We start from the raw sequence: 18,747 nt of genomic DNA, 5'->3' as shown, positions 1-18,747 counted from the left end.
ACGGTGTATGTGTGACGTTTAAGTTAACTCTCGCAGGCCATTATCACGGCCAGAATGACGAGAGGCGCGCTTTATACCACAACCATAACTGACAATAAAGCTTTTCATCGCTTTCGCCCTGAATTCACTCGCACCACTGCGGCTCGCAACCCCACCCAGCCTTTGGCCGCCACAGCCAAATAGCGTACAAATCGTCCAATAATCTCCAATGAACAACCTCTCCTACTGTAGTCATAAGCTCGGGTACGTTAAACTAGGGGTTTTTAGACCAAGGGCGCACCACGATTGCGCCGGTAAAGCGAGACACCATGACCGTATCGATTAAAACACCGGAAGATATCGCCAAAATGCGCATCGCCGGCCGCATGGCCGCCGAGGTGCTGGAAATGATTGGGCCCTATGTGCAGCCCGGAGTGAGTACCGCCGAGCTCGACAAGCTCTGCCACGACTACATTGTCGACGAACAAAAAGCAATTCCTGCCTGCTTGGGCTACCGTGGCTTTCCTAAATCCGTATGCACCTCGGTCAATCATGTGATTTGTCACGGCATACCTTCAGAGAAAAAAATCCTTAAAAACGGTGACATTATTAATATCGATGTCACCGTGATTTTTGAGGGCTACCACGGCGACACCAGTAAAATGTACTTTGTCGGCGATGTCGCTCCCCACGCCCAACGTTTGGTAGAGGTAACCCAGGAGTGTTTATATAAAGGTATCGAGCTGGTTAAGCCCGGCTGCCGCCTGGGTGATATTGGCGAAGTCATTCAAAAACACGCCGCCAAAAACTACTACTCGGTAGTACGCGAGTATTGTGGTCACGGCATTGGCACAGTTTTCCACGAAGAACCGCAAATCCTCCACTACGGCAAGGCCGGCACCGGCCTTGAGCTGAAAGAAGGCATGACCTTCACCATCGAGCCCATGATTAACGCCGGTAAAGCCGGCACCAAGCTCAAGCGCGACGGCTGGACTGTCGAAACCAAAGACGGGCGCCTTTCTGCTCAATGGGAACACACCATGGCCGTCACCGCCGATGGCGTTGAAGTTTTAACCGCTCGCACCGAGGAGTCTTTCTAATACATGGCCGCCGACAGCCTGCCCTATTTTACTCGCCCTCTATTCTTTTTTGACCAAACCCGATTCCGGCAGGCGCTCGTAAGTCAGCCGGTAATCGGGGTCTTTAAAGACGCCATTACCGCAGCCAACGCCCAATTTGATGTACGCTTTAAAGAGGGTGAGGATATACGTGCGCTGATTCACGAACGCGCCCTTTTTATAGACTGCATACTTCACTACGTCTGGCATCAATTCGACTGGCCGGAAGGTATAAGCCTAGAGGCGGTCGGCGGCTACGGTCGTTGCGAGTTACACCCGCACTCAGATATAGACTTACTGATACTGCTCAATGAGAGCATCGAAGCCGAGTGCAAAGATAACTTAGAGCAGCTGCTAACCCTTTTGTGGGATATCGGTCTGGAAATTGGCCACAGTGTGCGCACCATTGAACAGTGCCTGCAAATCGCCGCTGAAGACATCACCGTTGGCACCAATTTGATGGAATCGCGCACATTAGTGGGCGATTCAAAAATGCGAGCCACTCTAGAAAAGCTCAGCCAAGAACGCAACCTATGGCCCGCGGATGAATTTTTTAAAGCCAAGTTCGACGAACAAAACGCTCGCCATCAAAAATATAAAAACAGCGAATACAACCTAGAGCCGAATATCAAAAATGCCCCGGGCGGCCTGCGGGACATTCAAATGATCGGCTGGGTTGCCAAGCGCTATTTTGCGGTCAAGACTTTAAAACAGCTCGACGGCAAAGGTTTTTTTACCGAAGAAGAGTTTTCTCTATTACAAAACGGCGAAGAGTTTCTCTGGCGAGTACGCTACGGATTACACATGGTGGCCGGGCGCCCCGAAGAGCGCCTACTGTTTGACCACCAGCGTCAACTCGCCCAGCTTTTCGGCTACAAAGACAACGATGAGAATCTCGCAGTCGAGCAATTCATGCATCACTATTATCGCTTAGTGATGTCGCTGCGCGAACTTAACGATGTGCTTTTGCAATTTTTGTACGAGGCCATTTTGCAAAAAGGGGTGAAAAAAACCGTCACTCCAATCAATGAAAGATTTCAGCGCCGCGATGACTATATTGAAGTCAGCCATATCTATGTGTTTGAAGAATCCCCATCGGCACTGTTAGAAATTTTTGTACTGATGGCGCAAAACCCAAGCATTAGAGGCGTGCGCGCCTCCACTATTCGCCTAATGCGCGAAAACCGCTATCTAATCGACGAGAACTATCGCCTCAAACCCGAAAATCAGCAATTATTTTTGCAGCTGTTTAGCTACCCCGAAGACTTAGTCGAAATTTTAAAACGGATGTCGCGCTACGGCGTACTGGGATTGTACTTGCCCGAATTTGGCCGGGTGACCGGACAAATGCAACACGACTTATTTCATATTTATACAGTCGATGCTCATACCCTGCTACTTGTGCAAAACTTGTGTAATTTTTTGCAACCACAAGCCAAAGAAGATTACCCAGTGGCTTGGCATGTTATGCGCCGTTTACCCAAAGTTGAAACGGTCCTGATGGCCGGACTTTATCACGACATCGGCAAGGGCCGCGGCGGCGATCACTCAGAGTTGGGCGCAGTGGATGCCCGCGAATTTGGCGAGCGCCACAACCTATCGCCACGCGAAACCCGACTGATTAGCTGGCTGGTAGAAAAACATCTACTAATGTCAGCGGTCTCGCAAAAACAAGATATCTCTGACCCGGACGTTATTCATAATTTTGCTCTCATTGTCGGCGATCAGTTACACCTCGACTATCTTTACGCACTCACCGTAGCCGATGTTAACGCCACCAATCCAGATCTATGGAATACTTGGCGCGCCAGCTTAATGCGTACTCTGTATTTAGAAACCAAGCGCGCCTTACGACGCGGCTTAGAAAACCCCATCGACAAACAAGACTGGATTGAAGAAACGCAAGAAGGTGCCATCTCGCGCTTAAGTCGCCACGACATCAGCGCCGAACAATGCCGTTCGGTGTGGGAAGACGTGGACGACGATTACTTCTTACGCGAAAGCATGCTCGATATCGCCTGGCACACCGAAGCGATTCTGATGCAGGAAAATCCAGCCAAACCCTTAATTTTGATTCAGGAAACATCCAGTCGCGAATTGGAAGGCGCCACGCAAATCTTTGTGCGCTGCAAGGGTCGTGACAAGGTTTTTGCCACCATGGCCGCCGCCTTAGATCAATTAAACTTAAGCGTGCAAGATGCGCGAATTTACAGCTCCAAGTCAGGTTTTACCTTGGATACATTTTTCGTCCTCAACCAAGATGGCGAACCCTTGGGTACCGACCCCGCGGTCCTGCAACGACTGCACAAGCACTTGACCACCGAACTGGAGCAAATGGATGAGGCGCCCTCCACCTGTTCGCGCCGAACACCGCGCCGGCTTAAACATTTTACCATGCCCACGCGCACGATCATTCGCAACGACATCGCCAGCGGCTACACCCTGCTGGAAGTCATCAGCCCAGACCGACCTGGTCTGCTGGCCTGCATCAGTGGCGTTTTTATTCAGTTTGATTTGCACCTACAGAACGCCAAGATTGCCACTCTGGGTGAGCGCGTCGAAGATATTTTTTATATCACCGACAATCAAGAGCAGCCACTGGCCGATCCAGAATTATGCCAACGCCTGCAAGAAGAAATTTGTCGCCAGCTGGACGATCGCGTCGACCAAGCGGCGGGCTACTAACCGTATTAGAGCATTCGCAAAACCATGAACACGGATTTACAACAGCTGCACCCCTACCCGTTTGAAAAACTGGCTGAATTAAAAGGCGGCATTACGCCGCCCGCACACTTAGCGCATATCGCACTGTCCATTGGCGAGCCCAAACACGAACCCCCTGAGTTTGTTTTGCAAACCTTCGCTGACAACCTAGGCCGCTTTGCCAATTACCCGGCCACCAAAGGTCTGCCCGAATTGCGCCAGGCCATCAGCCAATGGGCGAACAAGCGCTTTCAATTAAGTTCAGGGCTGTGCGCTGAAACTCAAGTTTTACCCGTTAACGGTACGCGCGAAGCCCTGTTTGCGTTTGCTCAGGCGGTGGTTAACCGCCAGACGGCCAACCCACTGGTAGTCAGCCCCAACCCGTTTTATCAAATCTACGAAGGTGCCGCGCTCTTAGCCGGAGCCAAACCCCACTTTTTAAACTGCACTGCCGACAATCAGTTTATCCCCGACTTTGCCGCCGTGCCGGCCAGTATCTGGCGCGATTGCCAACTGCTTTATGTGTGCACGCCGGGCAACCCCACCGGAGCTGTTATCAGTACCGAGCAATTTCAACAATTAATTGAATTGGCCGATCGCTACGATTTTGTCATCGCCTCCGATGAGTGTTACAGCGAACTCTATCAAGATGAGAATGCTCCGCCGCCGGGCTTGCTGCAAGCGGCCAGCGCCATGGGCCGGCACGATTTTGCCCGCTGCGTGGTGTTTCACAGCTTATCAAAACGCTCCAACCTGCCCGGCCTGCGCTCAGGTTTTGTCGCCGGTGACGCCGACATTCTCAAGAAATTTTTGCAGTACCGCACTTACCACGGCTGCGCCATGTCGGTCCCCAATCAGCTGGCCAGCATTGCGGCCTGGCAAGATGAAAGCCACGTGCTTGCTAACCGCGACGCCTACCGCGCCAAGTTCAAGGCTGTTTTAAAAGAGTTGGGCGGCTGTCTCGATGTAAGCTGCCCCGAAGCGGGCTTTTACCTCTGGCCCAAGCTGCCCATCTCCGGTGAAGCTTTCGCGCAAAAACTCTTCGCCGAACACAATGTCACGGTTCTGCCCGGGGCCTACTTATCCCGCCAAGCCAACGGCCTTAACCCTGGCGAGAACTATGTACGTATGGCACTGGTCGCCACCGAGGCCGAGTGCATTGAAGCGGCGCGCCGTATTCGCACGTGTGTTGAGTCACTGTAGCTGTGAACGAAAGCAAAAACCTCAGCAAACCTGAGCGGGTGCAATACATTCAGCAAACGCTGAATGAGCTCTACCCCGAGACACCGGTACCACTGGATCATTTCGACGCCTACAGCTTGCTGGTGGCCGTACTGCTATCCGCCCAGTGTACCGATGCCCGCGTCAATCAAATTACCCCGGCACTATGGCAACTGGCGGACAACCCCTACGATATGGCTAAGGTGGCGGTAGAGGACATTAAAGCCATTATTCGCCCCTGTGGGTTATCACCGCAAAAATCCAAGGCAATCTCGGTGCTGTCGCAACGGTTGGTCAACGAATTTGACGGTCAGGTGCCGGCCGATATGGCGGCACTGGAAAGCTTGCCCGGCGTCGGCCACAAAACCGCCAGTGTGGTGATGGCGCAAGCATTTGACGTCCCCGCCTTTCCGGTCGACACCCATATTCACCGTCTGGCTCAACGCTGGGGGCTAACCAGCGGTAAAAATGTGGTGCAAACGGAAAAAGATCTAAAGCGGCTCTTCCCACAGGACCACTGGAATAAGCTGCATTTGCAAATCATCTTCTACGGCCGCGAGCACTGCTCTGCGCGCGGTTGCGATGGACGGGTTTGCGGCATTTGCCGCACCTGTTACCCGGCGCGCAAACACCCGAAAAAACTCCACAAGCCTTAACTGCGTCGCTTATTCTTACCGAGCTCGCCCCGTGCTAGAATAGCCGCCGATTTTCCTCGGCACCTAAAGCGAACGAACGCTCTAAGCGTACCGAATACTCTTGTAACCATTGAGGAACCCGCAATGAGCGACGCTATGCTCTACGGCATTAAAAATTGCGATACTGTCAAAAAGGCCCGCCAATGGCTGGAGCAAGCAGGTATAAATTTTCAATTCCACGATATTCGCAGCGATGGGCTCAGTGCCGAGCAAGTGCAAAACTGGCTCGACGCGACCGATACGGCGACGCTGGTTAATAAGCGCTCTACCACCTGGAAGGGTCTGACCGATAGCGAGAAAGAACAAGCGTTAGATGCCGACACGGCCACCGCGCTGCTGCTGGCCAACCCAACTTTAATTAAGCGCCCCGTTTTAACCTTAGGTAACGAGGTGCATGTAGGCTTTAAAGCCCAGCACTACCAAACTCTATTTAATTGATCGATAGGATTTCTCATGACTGATTTATACAGCGTCGGCCTCGGCGTCGGCACCCAAAACAGCAAAGGCGAATGGCTGGAAGTATTTTACCCCGCGCCCCTGCTCAACCCAGATGCCGCTACCGGCAAAGCTATTACCGACACACTTGGTGTTGCCGCTGGCAACCAAGTGGTGGCGATTGACGCCAGCCAAGCACAGTCACTGGCCGACGCTCTCACCAAAGCCGGCAACACCGAACAAGCCGCCGTTGCCGCTAAACTGGCCACCGGTAACCGTCCTTTAGTGGCCACCGTTTTGGCCAACGATGAAGCGCCGGCCAATGTGCCCGAAGGCTTTTTAAAGCTGCACTTAATCTCTCACCGCTTGGTTAAGCCTCACGGCACTAACTTAACCGGTCTGTTTGGCGCACTGAAAAACGTGGCTTGGACCAACCAAGGTGCTATCGACTTAGAAGAGCTGCCCGAGCGCCAACTGCAAGCGCGCCTGAACGGCGAACTGCTGGACGTTGCCTGCGTGGATAAATTCCCCAAGATGACCAACTACGTTGTACCGGCCGGAGTGCGCATCGCCCACACTGCCCGTGTTCGTTTGGGCGCCTACCTAGGCGAAGGCACCACCATCATGCACGAAGGTTTTGTTAACTTTAATGCCGGTACCGCTGGCCCGGGGATGATTGAAGGCCGTATTTCTGCCGGCGTATTTGTCGAGTCTGGTTCAGATCTCGGCGGCGGCAGTTCCACCATGGGTACCCTTTCCGGTGGTGGCAATATTATTATCAGTGTCGGCAAAGAATGCTTGCTCGGTGCCAACGCCGGTACCGGCATTCCTTTGGGCGACCGCTGCACTATTGAGTCAGGCTTGTACATTACCGCCGGCACCAAGGTGACTCTGCTGGACGATAAAGGCGCTACCGTCGATGTTGTAAAAGCGCGCGATCTGGCCAACCAATCCGACTTACTGTTTCGCCGCAACTCGCAAAATGGCTGCATTGAATGTTTGACCAACAAGTCTAAGGTTCAATTGAACGAAGAGCTGCACAAAAACGCTTAAGCGTTTTTTAATCGCAAAAAAAACCGGCCCATTGGCCGGTTTTTTTTGCATATCAAAGATCACTTTGTCGGCAACGATAACTCAAAGTCAAAGCGCTGCGGCTTACTTTGCGTGGCTACGGTGATGACTAGCTCATCCGGCAACTCGGTTAATGTGAGCTTAACCGAAGCATCGCCGAACATTGAATGCAGCTCTGCGCTCTCGGTTACCGACTCGCCCTCTTTCTTGCCCTGCACGGATATCAGCGGCGATAAATTGCCATCGAAAGACAGATAAGCCGCCCCTGCCTCTATTTTACTCACGGTTAGCGTCAAGTCATCGCGCCGCCACTGCTGACCCAATGTAAACGGCACTTGCTCGGTAACGCTTGCCAGCGGTAGGTTAAGCTCAACGTAACCGGACATGGCACCGAGCGAGGCCAACTTTAGCGCCCGCTCACGAAGATCAACACGCGCTTTAACCCAATTTTTCTCGTCGTCTTTTTGATAAACGCCGTTTACCCACATACCACCATCGAGCGCAAACGACAGTGGTGCGCTTAATGGTGTCTCAATATTTGGGGACTCAATAGTTTCATCACTGAGGGGAGCTGCCACCGACTCCACCACTAACCGGCCAGGGCTCAGTAGGCCGGTTAGTGCCAGATTATAATCGACAAACAACTCTGCATTGAATTGAACCCCAAAGTGTTCATTGGCAGAGGCGTCATAAACGGCTAACGTCATGGGGCCGACCGCTTGCTCAAGCACAGGCTTGTTCCAGCGATAACTCACCGCTGGCGGCTCGCCGGAAAAAACGTCCGTCCAGCTCTCCGGCGTCCACTGAATTGGCTCGCGCTGATGACTAAAACCAGAATCTGATTGAAACCCTGGCACCACCTGCTGCAGCGTAAAATCAAAGCGTTGCGGGCGAAGCCCCTTAGCTAAGACGACTTTCACGGCTGCCACCTCACCTTGAAAATCGACATTGGCGGTCTGTCCCGAGCCAAACATAACACCGCCCCACATGGCACCACCACTCGCCAGTGCTTGACCTTGAGCGTTCAAACCCGCGACATGCAATAACCTACCCGGCTCGCCCTGGTAAAGGTAACTCACGGCATTGGGGCCGGCTTGAGTAAAACGCAAACTGAAACCGTCGCGCTCTATCGTTTGACCGGCGAGCGGCTGGTTTAGCGTGATCGTCTCCACCGATGTCACCGCTGGATAATCAATATAGCCTTGCAGCTGACCGATATCATTCACATCCATACTTGCCGGCAAGGTATAACTGGCTTTGCCGCTCACATACCGGCCGCTCAGGCTCTCGCCATCCACATAATGGTTGTAAGTCATAACCTGACCTATCTCGACCGGCTCACGATTATCGGCTTGGCCACACTCTAGCGGCGGCATAATGCTGTCACCGGCACGGTTAATAATATCGGTCAAGACCATATGCGCCGCCACACCACGCGACGCTAAATTAGGTAAGTCATAAGCGCGCGCCTCCAAACCAATGGCGATGGTATTGGCATCGCTCAGCTCAAGCGTCTGCACGCCCAAGGCAAAAGGCCCGGCGTTACTGCTAAATTGAAAAAATGGGTCCGAATAGGCGGGGCTTGACGGCGCCAATGTCGTCGGGGCCGGCGAAGCGGAGCCAAAGACGGGTGGGTTTTCATCCAATTGCTCACTCACCGGAGCGGAATCATCATTGGACGAAATAGCGCCGGCAAACAGCGAGGTAAACCAAGTGGACAACTCGGTGCGCAAATGTTGGTCGAAACGCATAGCGGCCTGCACCCCGGCATCGGTGCGAGAAACGCTCAGGCGATCGTACAGCTTGACGGTTTCTGGGTAATTGATCTCGGCCGAGGCGCGCAGCGTTTGTAACTTTGTAGTTAGCGCCGTGTCGGTTTTTTGAATAAATTCAGAATCGTCGCTTTCGATAACAACCTGCAACTCAACTCCTGGTGGCAAAACAACGGGCTCCACCCCAAAGTACAAACCATCGGCGGGGGCCGCGGCGCGCCCCATACCACCGAGCATCATGCCCGGTAGGCCAGACAATGTATGACCAATGTTTTCCGGAGCAAAAACGGCGGCCGATGCAAGCTGCGAATCGCTCACGGCAAACCAGCGAGCCACCCGGTCACTGGCGGCGGTTTGCTGTGCCATTCGCTCCAGCACCTCGCCCACTTGCTCGACATCCCCCAGCAACACTAGGTTGTCCGAGACAAACGCGCGAACGGGTTCGCCTTTTTCACAATTGGTCTCATCCACGGGGCGAAAAACGACGCCATCGCTCAAGGTTTGATCCACCTCATACCGCTCGGAAAACCACGTTGTCAGACGCGCGGAGTCGAAGCGCCCCGTTGCCAACAAAATACTCGCCGGTTTATCGTTTATTAAATAACCGGCCAGCCAAACAGTATCGACATCCGCTCTGATGTTCAGCCCGGAACGCGCCAGCGAATTCACAACCCCCTCACCCACGGGTAGAGCCTGTAAATCGAATTCATCACCGGACAGGCCCTCTAGAGCATTCAGTCGTTGCACATCCAAACGGGCGATGGCAAAACTCTCATCAGTCACCATGGCCGAACCCAGTGCTTGCTGGCTATCACTGAGCGCGGCAGGTTGCCACAGTGGCCTGGCGTACCAAAGCGCGATCACAATCGCCGCAATAATCAACTGGGCCAAAATACCCAACCCAATATAGAGCCGTTTGCGCGACTTCGGCTGTGCGCGGTTTGGCCCTGCTGCGGCCGCTTCGTGTGCGGACGTGTCGGGCTGCTCCGGCTCTGAAGCTCGATTGTCCTCAGCGGTTGGTGGTTGGGCGACTGCTTGTTGTGAAGTCACCTCCGAGGCCGGCTCTTGCTCGACAATAGCCAAAACCGCTCCGGCTTTGGCAAACGCCCTCTGCCATTTAAGCGCCTCGGCATGGCTGGCCACTCGTTTGAGCGTCACCGACTTGCCGGCAAAGAGCTTGGCCTGAATTTTATCGGCATCGGTTTTCAGCAGTTTGGCCAGCGCCGCGACCACCCGCGCTTGCTTCGCTCCCGATTGCAGCTCCCCATTAAACACAAGTTTAAACATAGACAGACTCTTTTTGTTTTGGTCAGTACGCCCACAAGTACACCGGCGACTTTAGCGGATATTTGATGGTCGATTTGCTTCACTTTTACCCAAAGCGCCTGCGAAAGCAAGCCGCAGCCAAGCAAAGGGCAATCGCCGGCTCACAGCTCTCTACTTGGCGGGCCAAACTCGGTATAATCGCGCTTTTGTTTCACTATCATCGTTTAGGCACAGGTCAGACAGTCCATGGATAAAACCTACCAGCCCCAGGCCATCGAATCCCAGTGGTATCAAACTTGGGAAGAACAAGGCTACTTCAAACCCCAAGGGGGCGAGAAGCCATACAGCATTATGATTCCCCCACCCAATGTCACAGGCAACCTGCACATGGGGCACGGTTTCAATAATGCCGTCATGGATGCCATGGTGCGCTATCACCGTATGCAAGGCGATGACACTCTGTGGCAAATGGGTACCGACCACGCCGGTATTGCCACCCAAATGGTGGTGGAGCGTCAGCTGGCCGCTGAGGGCATCAGCCGTCACGATTTAGGCCGTGAGAAGTTTCTGGAGCGCGTCTGGCAGTGGAAAGAAGAATCCGGCGGCAATATCACCCGCCAGCTGCGCCGCTTGGGCTCATCGCTGGATTGGTCGCGCGAACGCTTCACCATGGACGACGGTTTGTCCGATGCGGTAAAAGAGGCCTTTGTGCGCCTGTACGATGACGGTTTAATTTACCGCGGTAAGCGCCTGGTCAACTGGGACCCAAAACTGCACACCGCCATTTCTGACGTTGAAGTGGAAAACCACGATGAGAAAGGCCACCTGTGGCATCTGCGCTACCCACTGGCCGATGGCGCCACGACGGCAGAAGGCAAAAACTATTTAGTCGTCGCCACCACCCGCCCGGAAACCATGCTAGGCGATACCGCCGTCGCGGTGCACCCGGAAGACGAACGCTACCAAGCGCTGATTGGCAAAGAGATTATTTTGCCGCTGGTGGGCCGACGCATCCCCATTGTGGCGGATGATTATGTCGAGCGCGAATTTGGTACCGGCTGCGTCAAAATCACTCCCGCCCACGACTTTAACGACTACGAAGTGGGCAAGCGCCATAACATGGCTCTGATTAACGTGTTGGATTATTCCGCGCATATTCTGGCCCAGGCGCAAGTCTTTAACATTGACGGTTCACTGCGTAACGACTTGGACACCAGCTTGCCCGAAGCCTACGCCGGCCTCGACCGCTACGCGGCGCGCAAACAAATCGTGGCCGATCTGGATACTCAGGGGCTGTTAGACAAAATCGACGACCACGCCCTAAAAGTCCCGCGCGGTGATCGCTCCGGTGTGGTGATTGAGCCCTGGCTCACCGATCAGTGGTACGTCAGCACCAAACCCTTGGCCGAGCCCGCCATTAAAGCGGTGGAAGACGGCGATATTCAGTTTGTCCCCAAACAGTACGAAAACATGTACTTCTCCTGGATGCGCGACATTCAGGATTGGTGTATCTCTCGTCAACTGTGGTGGGGTCACCGCATTCCCGCCTGGTATGACGACAGCGGCAAGGTTTATGTGGGCCGCGATGAAGCCGAAGTGCGCAGCAAGCACAACCTGGGCGATGAAGTCAGCCTCAAGCAAGACGACGATGTACTCGACACTTGGTTTAGCTCCGGCCTTTGGACTTTCTCTACCCTCGGCTGGCCCGAACAAACCGATTTTTTGAAAAAATTCCACTCTACCGACTTACTGGTCACCGGTTTCGATATTATCTTTTTCTGGGTGGCACGTATGATCATGATGACCATGCACCTGGTAAAAGACGAAAACGGCCAGGGGCAAATCCCGTTTAAAACCGTGTATGTGCACGGACTGGTGCGCGACGCTCAGGGCCAGAAAATGAGTAAGTCCAAGGGCAATGTCCTGGACCCACTGGATATCATCGACGGTATCGATCTGGAAAACTTAGTTGCCAAGCGTACCAAGGGCCTGATGCGCCCGAAAGATGCACCCAAAATCGAAAAGCAAACCCGCAAGGAATTCCCCGACGGTATTGAGTCTTTCGGTACCGATGCCCTGCGCATGACCTTCTGCTCGCTTGCCTCCACCGGGCGCGACATTAAATTCGATATGGGCCGCGTGGAAGGCTACCGCAACTTCTGCAATAAAATGTGGAACGCCACCCGCTTTGTGCTGCAAAACACAGAGGGGGAAGATTGCGGTCAAAACGGTAGTGAAAACTATGAGCTATCGCTCGCGGACCGCTGGATTATCGGCCGTCTGCAACAAGCCGAAGCCAAGATGCGCGACGCACTCGATACCTATCGCCTGGATTTGGCCACCCAAACATTCTACGAGTTTTTCTGGAATGAGTACTGCGATTGGTATCTGGAGCTGTCCAAGCCGGTACTATGGGATGAAAACGCCAGTCACGAACAAAAACGCGGCACCCGCCGCACACTCATTCGTGTACTGGAAACCAGCTTGCGGCTAGCCCACCCTCTGATTCCGTTTATCACCGAGGAGATCTGGCAGCGCATTAAAACTCTGGCCGGGCAAAGTGGCGACACCATCATGCTCGCCCCCTACCCGGTTAGCGACCAGAGCTTAATCGACGAGCAAGCAATCAGCGACATCGAGTGGCTTAAAGGCGTGATCGTCGGAGTGCGCAATATTCGCGGCGAAATGAATATTGCCCCGGGCAAGGCCATACCACTGTTTATGCAGCAAGGCAGCAGCGACGACCAAGCCCGGCTTCAAGCCAACCGCGTATTTTTGCAAAAGCTGGCCAACCTGGAAGAGATCACCTGGCTTAACCCCGGCGATGAAGCCCCTTTGGCGGCCACCGCCCTGGTCGGCAAGCTGGAAATACTAGTGCCCATGGCCGGCCTTATTGATGTCGCTGCCGAAAAGGCGCGGCTTAACAAGGAACTGGAGCGTTTAAACAAAGAGAAAGCGCGGATTGCCGGTAAACTCGGCAATGCCAACTTTGTTGATAAAGCTCCGGCTGCAGTAGTGGACAAGGAAAAAGCCAAGCTGGCTGATTACAGCAACAGTATTGACGCCTTATCAGAGCAACTGAAAGCCATAGAGGCCATCGACGAGTAAACAGCGTCTATGGCCGGCGCTTACTGTGCTCATTACGCCCCACTAAAAAGCCAGGGCCCGCCCTGGCTTTTTTATGTCATATTTTTGTCACACTAAAACTGGCGAAACCATCACGTCTTAATCGCGACATAATTCCATCACGAACTAAGAAGATAAACCAGCTATAACCTCAAGCTATAACAAATTGTTCACTTTTCGCCCGCATCCATAACAAAATAATTAGTTGGGTCTATTTCCAGCATCGTATTTCAGTGGCAAAATGCGCCCATGTTTGAGACGTGCATCACACTTCGACAACAAACAACCAGACCAACCCGCTGCCCAGCGTTTACCAAGCGCGAGGACAGCCATTGAAAATACGGTATAGCGCTATGAAAAAAACATTGTTTACTGCTGCAATCTTTACCCTGGTAACGGCCCCTGCTCTGGCCTGCGAAATGCCACAAAGCAAACCATCCATTCCCGACCCAACAACAGCGGTCACCGCACAGATGGTTAAAGTGAACAACGAAGTAAAAGCCTATGTTCGCGCTACCGAAGAATACCTGTCTTGTGCTCGTCTGAGCTCAAGCGAAGCTCGCAAAACCGAAGATGAGTTACGTAGCTACGCCGACACCTTTAACCAAACCATTCGCGAATTTAAAAAGCTGAACGGTTAATGATACGAGCCTGCGGGCTCCCCCTGTCGTGTTCCTATTTCTGCCCCGCTTTGCGGGGCTTTTTTTACAAAGCGTAAAAGAAGAATAACCTTTCTCGGCGCTCTACAAGTCTAATAAAAAAACAACTTTCTGCTTTCATCCTCAATAAGAAACCACCGCTCATAGCGATCAAAAAAAGTGAGTTTTAGCGGAGCTTCATTCAGGAATTTCGTATTAATAACTGCTTATCGCCCCTAGACACCCAACTACAAGGCCAGTATGACTCTGCGGTATCAGGTGTTGTGGAAGTCGTAACCGGCGCTAGGTTAATAACTGGATCGTGGTAGCTTGGCTTAACGGCGTTTCATGTTGAGCTAGATATTCTGCTACCGAATTTAGCGTTGGGGCGAGTATCTGTACTTGTTGTTACTCGAACAACCGACCAGAAAAAGTCCATGTAGCATAAATAAAAAAAGACGCCCTCATCACTCTTCACTGCGTATTGCCACACATAAAAGATGAGCATATATCAAGAGAATAGACTCAGCCTTCCCCAAATGAGGACTTAACCGGTAAATATCAAACTCTATAATGAAGAGGCAAAAAAAAGCCGGCCCATTAGGGCCGGCAAGTCGGGTGCAATCGTTGATTTTATGGTGCGTCAGGGCCAACATCACTTGCGGTTAAGTAACCTGGCGAACTGATACTTGGCTCACTGGACAGTACACTCACCTCAGACGAGCCGAGCGAACCGCCACCTACTGCCGTGGCAGAACCCGTTGCATAGGCCTGGTTACCGGACCAACTGTTGGATGAGTCATTGGCATAGTTATTAAACAATATACCTTCACTACCGATCACCAGATTATTATCGATGTCGATGTTATAAGGCATGTTGCCATAATTATCACTGCCAATATGGATGCCACCACCTACACTGTTGACGATCGTATTGTCGTAAATAGAATTATTACTAGGCGTTTCGTGACTGTCGGCACCGGTACTGTCTGAGGTGTCACCTGAGTCAATCAGGATCGGCCGACGCCAGCTGACACCGGTTAGGTTTTCCATATAGTTGTCGTAAACCAAATGGCCTTCACCGTAAATCCGAATACCACCGGTTTGATAGTTATCATCATCCCAGTTGGCACTGGCACCTTCACCGTAGAAGTAGTTACCGTACGCTTCGTTGTTTGAACCTAAACGGAATGACAGTGAACCCATTGAATTTTTAAAGGTGTTATAACGGAATTTATTGTTTGAGGTTTTCACCGTTACAATTTCATTCTCACCATCACAATTTTCAAACAGGTTATATTCCACCACATTATTAGTGACCACATCTTGCGAGTCAGCAATACCCATAGCCATTACTTCCCGGTCCGAATCACCGGTTGGTGTGGTACCGTCCGGTACGTATGGATAAATATCTTTAAAGTGATTGCGGAATACATGTAAGTTTTTCGTCATCTGCGGGTCATCAAACTGGGTTTTGATATAGCTGCCCGTTAGCTTGTAACCCTCGGAGGTAAACATTTCATTTTTACCGCGGAACTCGTTGTAACCAATCGAAATGTATTGGCTGGCCTGAGTGGTGACGATGGATGTCTGACTGTTTTTAATCCCATCGTGATCAAACACATTGCGCAACACTTGAATATTGGTCGAATTGACAATTTTCAGGTAGGTGCTTTCTTCATTAGGTCCAAACACAAATCCCTGCAGAATAATATTGCTGCTGTTTGAAATGGTCGCATTGCTAAGCGTCGTTCCACCAATAGAGGCAGCGCGAATCATAACCGGCGCGGTGAAATGCTCATTACTGATCGAGATCTCACCCGAACCAGTCACAATAATTTCGTCGCCCGCTGAGGCACCGGCTAACACATCGGCGACATCATCAGGTGAGGCCGTATAAGTAGTACCACCGCCCTGCCAAGGTGTAGATGAACTCGATGAAGAGCTGTTGTCTACAGAAGAAGAGGAGGAGGAAATACTGCTGCTAGACGATGAGTTCGCGCTAGAGCTAGAAGAAGACGAACTGCTTTGCTGACCACCTTCAGAACTCACACTCATTTCAGTAATGGAGTTCCAATCGTTTGAACTGTTGCCGTAGCCCACGTAGCGAACATAACGAGCATCCGTTTCGCCAACCCCAAAGGATTCTAATGATGTGCTAGAGCCTGAGCTATTGCCACTATACAGCACGGTATTCCAATTCGAGCCGTCTGTACTAGTTTGAATATCAAACGAAGCGCTGCGCTGATCACCCTTGTAGAAAGCGATATTAACACTGCCAACTTGTTGCACAGAGCCCAGATCTAATTGCAGCCACGCACCGCTGCCACTTGCAGACCAGCGCGTCTCCAAATCATCGTCCAAGACATTACTGGCCACGTTACCATCATCGCTACTGGCGGAAGCGTTAAGTGAGCCCGCAGAACTACTGGAGACACTTGATGAGCTGGAAGACGAGCTAGAAGAGCTGCTAATAGCCGAGCTGTTGATATCAACTTCAGTAATGCTGTTCCAGGTGTTCGAGGTGTTGCCGTAGCCGACCAGACGAACATAACTGGCAACCGAGTCGGTCACATCAATATTTTGTTGTTGCGCGGTGCTTACCGGTTGGTCACCGTAATAAACACTCTCCCAACTACTGCCATCGGTTGAGGTTTGAATATCAATGGTTGTGGTGCGTTGGTCACCTTTATAGAAAGCCACATCCAGTGACTCAACATTAACGACCGCACCCAACTCATACTCTATCCATTGGCCATCGCCATTTGCCGACCAACGGGTAGAAAGATCATTATCCAGTGTGTTTTCAGGTGTATTACCATCGTGGTCAGACGCATTAACACTCACCGGGACTGCCGCGAAACTAGCAGCAGAGTGAGTAACGGCCAAGGCCGCCGCGAGCATGGTTAGTTTTCCGGGTATGCGTATTTGCTTATGCATGGGCATATTCTCCTATTATTTTTATATAAATTTGCCATTACGGGACATGTATAAACCCCTAGAGGCCCACCATCCGTATGGCTTAAAGAATGACTGGAAGAAACTGCAAAACGACAAAACCATGACAGGAAATATGGCGTGAATCTGATTTATTCGTTTTTTCTACACAGCTTGTGACGTCCGGGTATAAATTTAGCTGTCACAGTACGTAGTAAAGAGCCAAGCTCACACCTACATGCACTGAGCTTACAAAGCACTCAATTTGCTTATAGATGTCTATGTATTCGGTCCGTTATTGTTATCAACTTTGCTCAAAGAACTCAGGCAAATTTCCACGCCACTCACTAGTTTGAACACTAGTACTTCGCCACTTTGAGCCCTTGCTTAAGTCAGGTACGCATTATTATCGTCTGTCCCGATCAAGCAGGTTTTAGATACTACCGCATTGAATTCCAATATGTATACAATCTGCACAGCCATTATTGTGAACCAATCTGTATAAATGGCACATAGTGAAGAATTTGGCGCATTTGTTAATACTTTATGCCACTAACTACAAAGATAGTGCCATTTATCTTAATTGGTTAACCAATAAATCAACCAATAGGCGTGATAAATCAAAAAAGACCACACCTTAGAGGATGTGCGTAACAACCCCACCCTTTGGCTCAAGCTCGCTTGTGAACAAGATGCTGCTAAATATCAATGCTCGGAATAGACACAAACGGCGCTTATACCTTTAATTTACGGCGTTACGATCACGGAACTGTGCCATCCATAGCGAATCTGAGTACAAAGCGAAGCGACGTGTTACATTAACCGAACGCGAAATTTTATTACTCAACAGGCCCAATTATGTCCGACATTCAAATCGATATCGTTTCCGACATCGCCTGCCCTTGGTGCGCCATAGGTTACGCCCGCCTAGAGAAAGCCATTGAAGAATTAAGCAGCGAACACAACTTCACTCTACACTGGCACGCATTCGAGTTAGACCCCTCACACAATGGCGAGGCCGAGCCCATACTGCCTGCACTGGTAAAAAAGTACGGCGGCACCGAAGACGAAATGCGCACCAATCAAGACCAAATGATAAAAATTGCCAAAGACCTTGGAATTAATTTTGACAAGCTGCAAGAGCGCAGTACATGCAACACCTTTGACGCACACAGGCTGGTGAAATGGGCAGGCAAACAAGGCCAACAAACCGCCATGAAACAAGCGCTGTTTGACGCCTATTTCGGCCGAGCCGAAGACGTCTCTGACCACGACGTACTAACTCGCTGCGCCGCCAGCATAGGGCTCGCGCCAGAAAGCGCTGAACAAGTACTAAACTCAGATCAATACGAACAGGCAGTGCGTAAAGACGAAGCCACCTACCAACAAGCTGGCATTACGGCGGTACCCGCGTTTATCGTAAACAGCAAATATTTAATATCTGGTGCGCAAGAAAGCGCTACCTTTAAGCAAGCACTGCAAGAAATCGGCGCTGAAACCGATTAAACCGGCCCCTAACTCAATAACACCAGACCACTAACGCTATGCCCAAGCCAACACTAGAGCAAGAACAGGCCATACTGGCGCGACTGGACACCTTTAGCCGGTTAACCGACAGTAGCATTCCCATTCCCTTAACTCGCTTTAGGATTGGCCTAGATTCTATTATCGGGTTAGTGCCCGTGATTGGGGATTTAGCCGGTTTACTATTGTCTGGCTACGTATTGCTCGAAGCTCAGCGCGCCCAAGCCAACGGCACTGTCAAATGTAAGCGCCAAACCAACCA

The 18,747-nt window shown here is 51.5% G+C and carries 12 protein-coding genes; 10 read left to right on the top strand and 2 right to left on the bottom strand.

Features of this window, described 5'->3' with window-relative positions; all coding sequences use genetic code 11:
• Positions 1-308 precede the first annotated feature (308 nt).
• The 6 genes from map (at position 309) to dapD (ending at position 7,204) form a co-directional block, all read left to right on the top strand.
• Positions 309-1,079: a type I methionyl aminopeptidase gene (gene map, locus Q4526_RS11855; RefSeq protein ID WP_215977300.1), complete on the top strand. Its 771-nt coding sequence runs from the start codon at positions 309-311 to the stop codon at positions 1,077-1,079.
• A gap of 3 nt (positions 1,080-1,082) precedes the next feature.
• The gene (locus Q4526_RS11850) at positions 1,083-3,782 is read left to right on the top strand and encodes a [protein-PII] uridylyltransferase (RefSeq protein ID WP_215977299.1); all 2,700 of its coding nucleotides are present in this window, start codon (positions 1,083-1,085) and stop codon (positions 3,780-3,782) included.
• Between the two features lie 24 nt (positions 3,783-3,806).
• Positions 3,807-5,003: a succinyldiaminopimelate transaminase gene (gene dapC, locus Q4526_RS11845; RefSeq protein WP_215977298.1), complete on the top strand. Its 1,197-nt coding sequence runs from the start codon at positions 3,807-3,809 to the stop codon at positions 5,001-5,003.
• A gap of 2 nt (positions 5,004-5,005) precedes the next feature.
• On the top strand, positions 5,006-5,677 hold the full coding sequence (nth, locus tag Q4526_RS11840) for an endonuclease III (protein WP_215977297.1): 672 nt from the start codon (positions 5,006-5,008) through the stop codon (positions 5,675-5,677).
• 123 nt (positions 5,678-5,800) lie between these two features.
• The gene (locus tag Q4526_RS11835; protein ID WP_215977296.1) at positions 5,801-6,154 is read left to right on the top strand and encodes an ArsC family reductase; all 354 of its coding nucleotides are present in this window, start codon (positions 5,801-5,803) and stop codon (positions 6,152-6,154) included.
• A gap of 15 nt (positions 6,155-6,169) precedes the next feature.
• Entirely contained in the window at positions 6,170-7,204 is a 1,035-nt protein-coding gene (dapD, locus tag Q4526_RS11830) for a 2,3,4,5-tetrahydropyridine-2,6-dicarboxylate N-succinyltransferase (RefSeq protein WP_215977295.1), read from the top strand.
• Between the two features lie 59 nt (positions 7,205-7,263).
• Here dapD and Q4526_RS11825 read toward each other — a convergent pair whose 3' ends face one another.
• A complete protein-coding gene (locus tag Q4526_RS11825) occupies positions 7,264-10,281 on the bottom strand; it encodes a hypothetical protein (protein ID WP_215977294.1) in 3,018 nt (1,005 codons plus the stop codon).
• Positions 10,282-10,506: 225 nt separating this feature from the next.
• On the opposite strand from Q4526_RS11825, the gene Q4526_RS11820 reads away from it, so the two are divergent.
• Together Q4526_RS11820 and Q4526_RS11815 are read left to right on the top strand one after the other, a co-directional pair.
• Positions 10,507-13,368, top strand: coding sequence for a valine--tRNA ligase (locus Q4526_RS11820; protein ID WP_215977293.1), 2,862 nt, complete (start codon positions 10,507-10,509; stop codon positions 13,366-13,368).
• A 371-nt stretch (positions 13,369-13,739) separates the two neighbouring features.
• The gene (locus Q4526_RS11815) at positions 13,740-14,027 is read left to right on the top strand and encodes a hypothetical protein (protein WP_215977292.1); all 288 of its coding nucleotides are present in this window, start codon (positions 13,740-13,742) and stop codon (positions 14,025-14,027) included.
• Between the two features lie 630 nt (positions 14,028-14,657).
• Here the strand turns inward: Q4526_RS11815 and Q4526_RS11810 are convergent.
• Complete coding sequence (locus tag Q4526_RS11810) at positions 14,658-16,964, bottom strand: discoidin domain-containing protein (protein ID WP_215977291.1); 2,307 nt, start codon at positions 16,962-16,964, stop codon at positions 14,658-14,660.
• Positions 16,965-17,819: 855 nt separating this feature from the next.
• On the opposite strand from Q4526_RS11810, the gene Q4526_RS11805 reads away from it, so the two are divergent.
• Together Q4526_RS11805 and Q4526_RS11800 are read left to right on the top strand one after the other, a co-directional pair.
• Complete coding sequence (locus tag Q4526_RS11805; protein WP_215977290.1) at positions 17,820-18,467, top strand: DsbA family oxidoreductase; 648 nt, start codon at positions 17,820-17,822, stop codon at positions 18,465-18,467.
• A gap of 38 nt (positions 18,468-18,505) precedes the next feature.
• A partial coding sequence (locus Q4526_RS11800; protein ID WP_215977289.1) for a DUF4112 domain-containing protein occupies positions 18,506-18,747 on the top strand: 242 nt, incomplete at its 3' end.

This window comes from Gilvimarinus sp. 2_MG-2023 (assembly GCF_030547685.1).
Lineage (GTDB): Bacteria > Pseudomonadota > Gammaproteobacteria > Pseudomonadales > Cellvibrionaceae > Gilvimarinus.
This window is presented reverse-complemented; position numbering and strand designations above follow the sequence as displayed.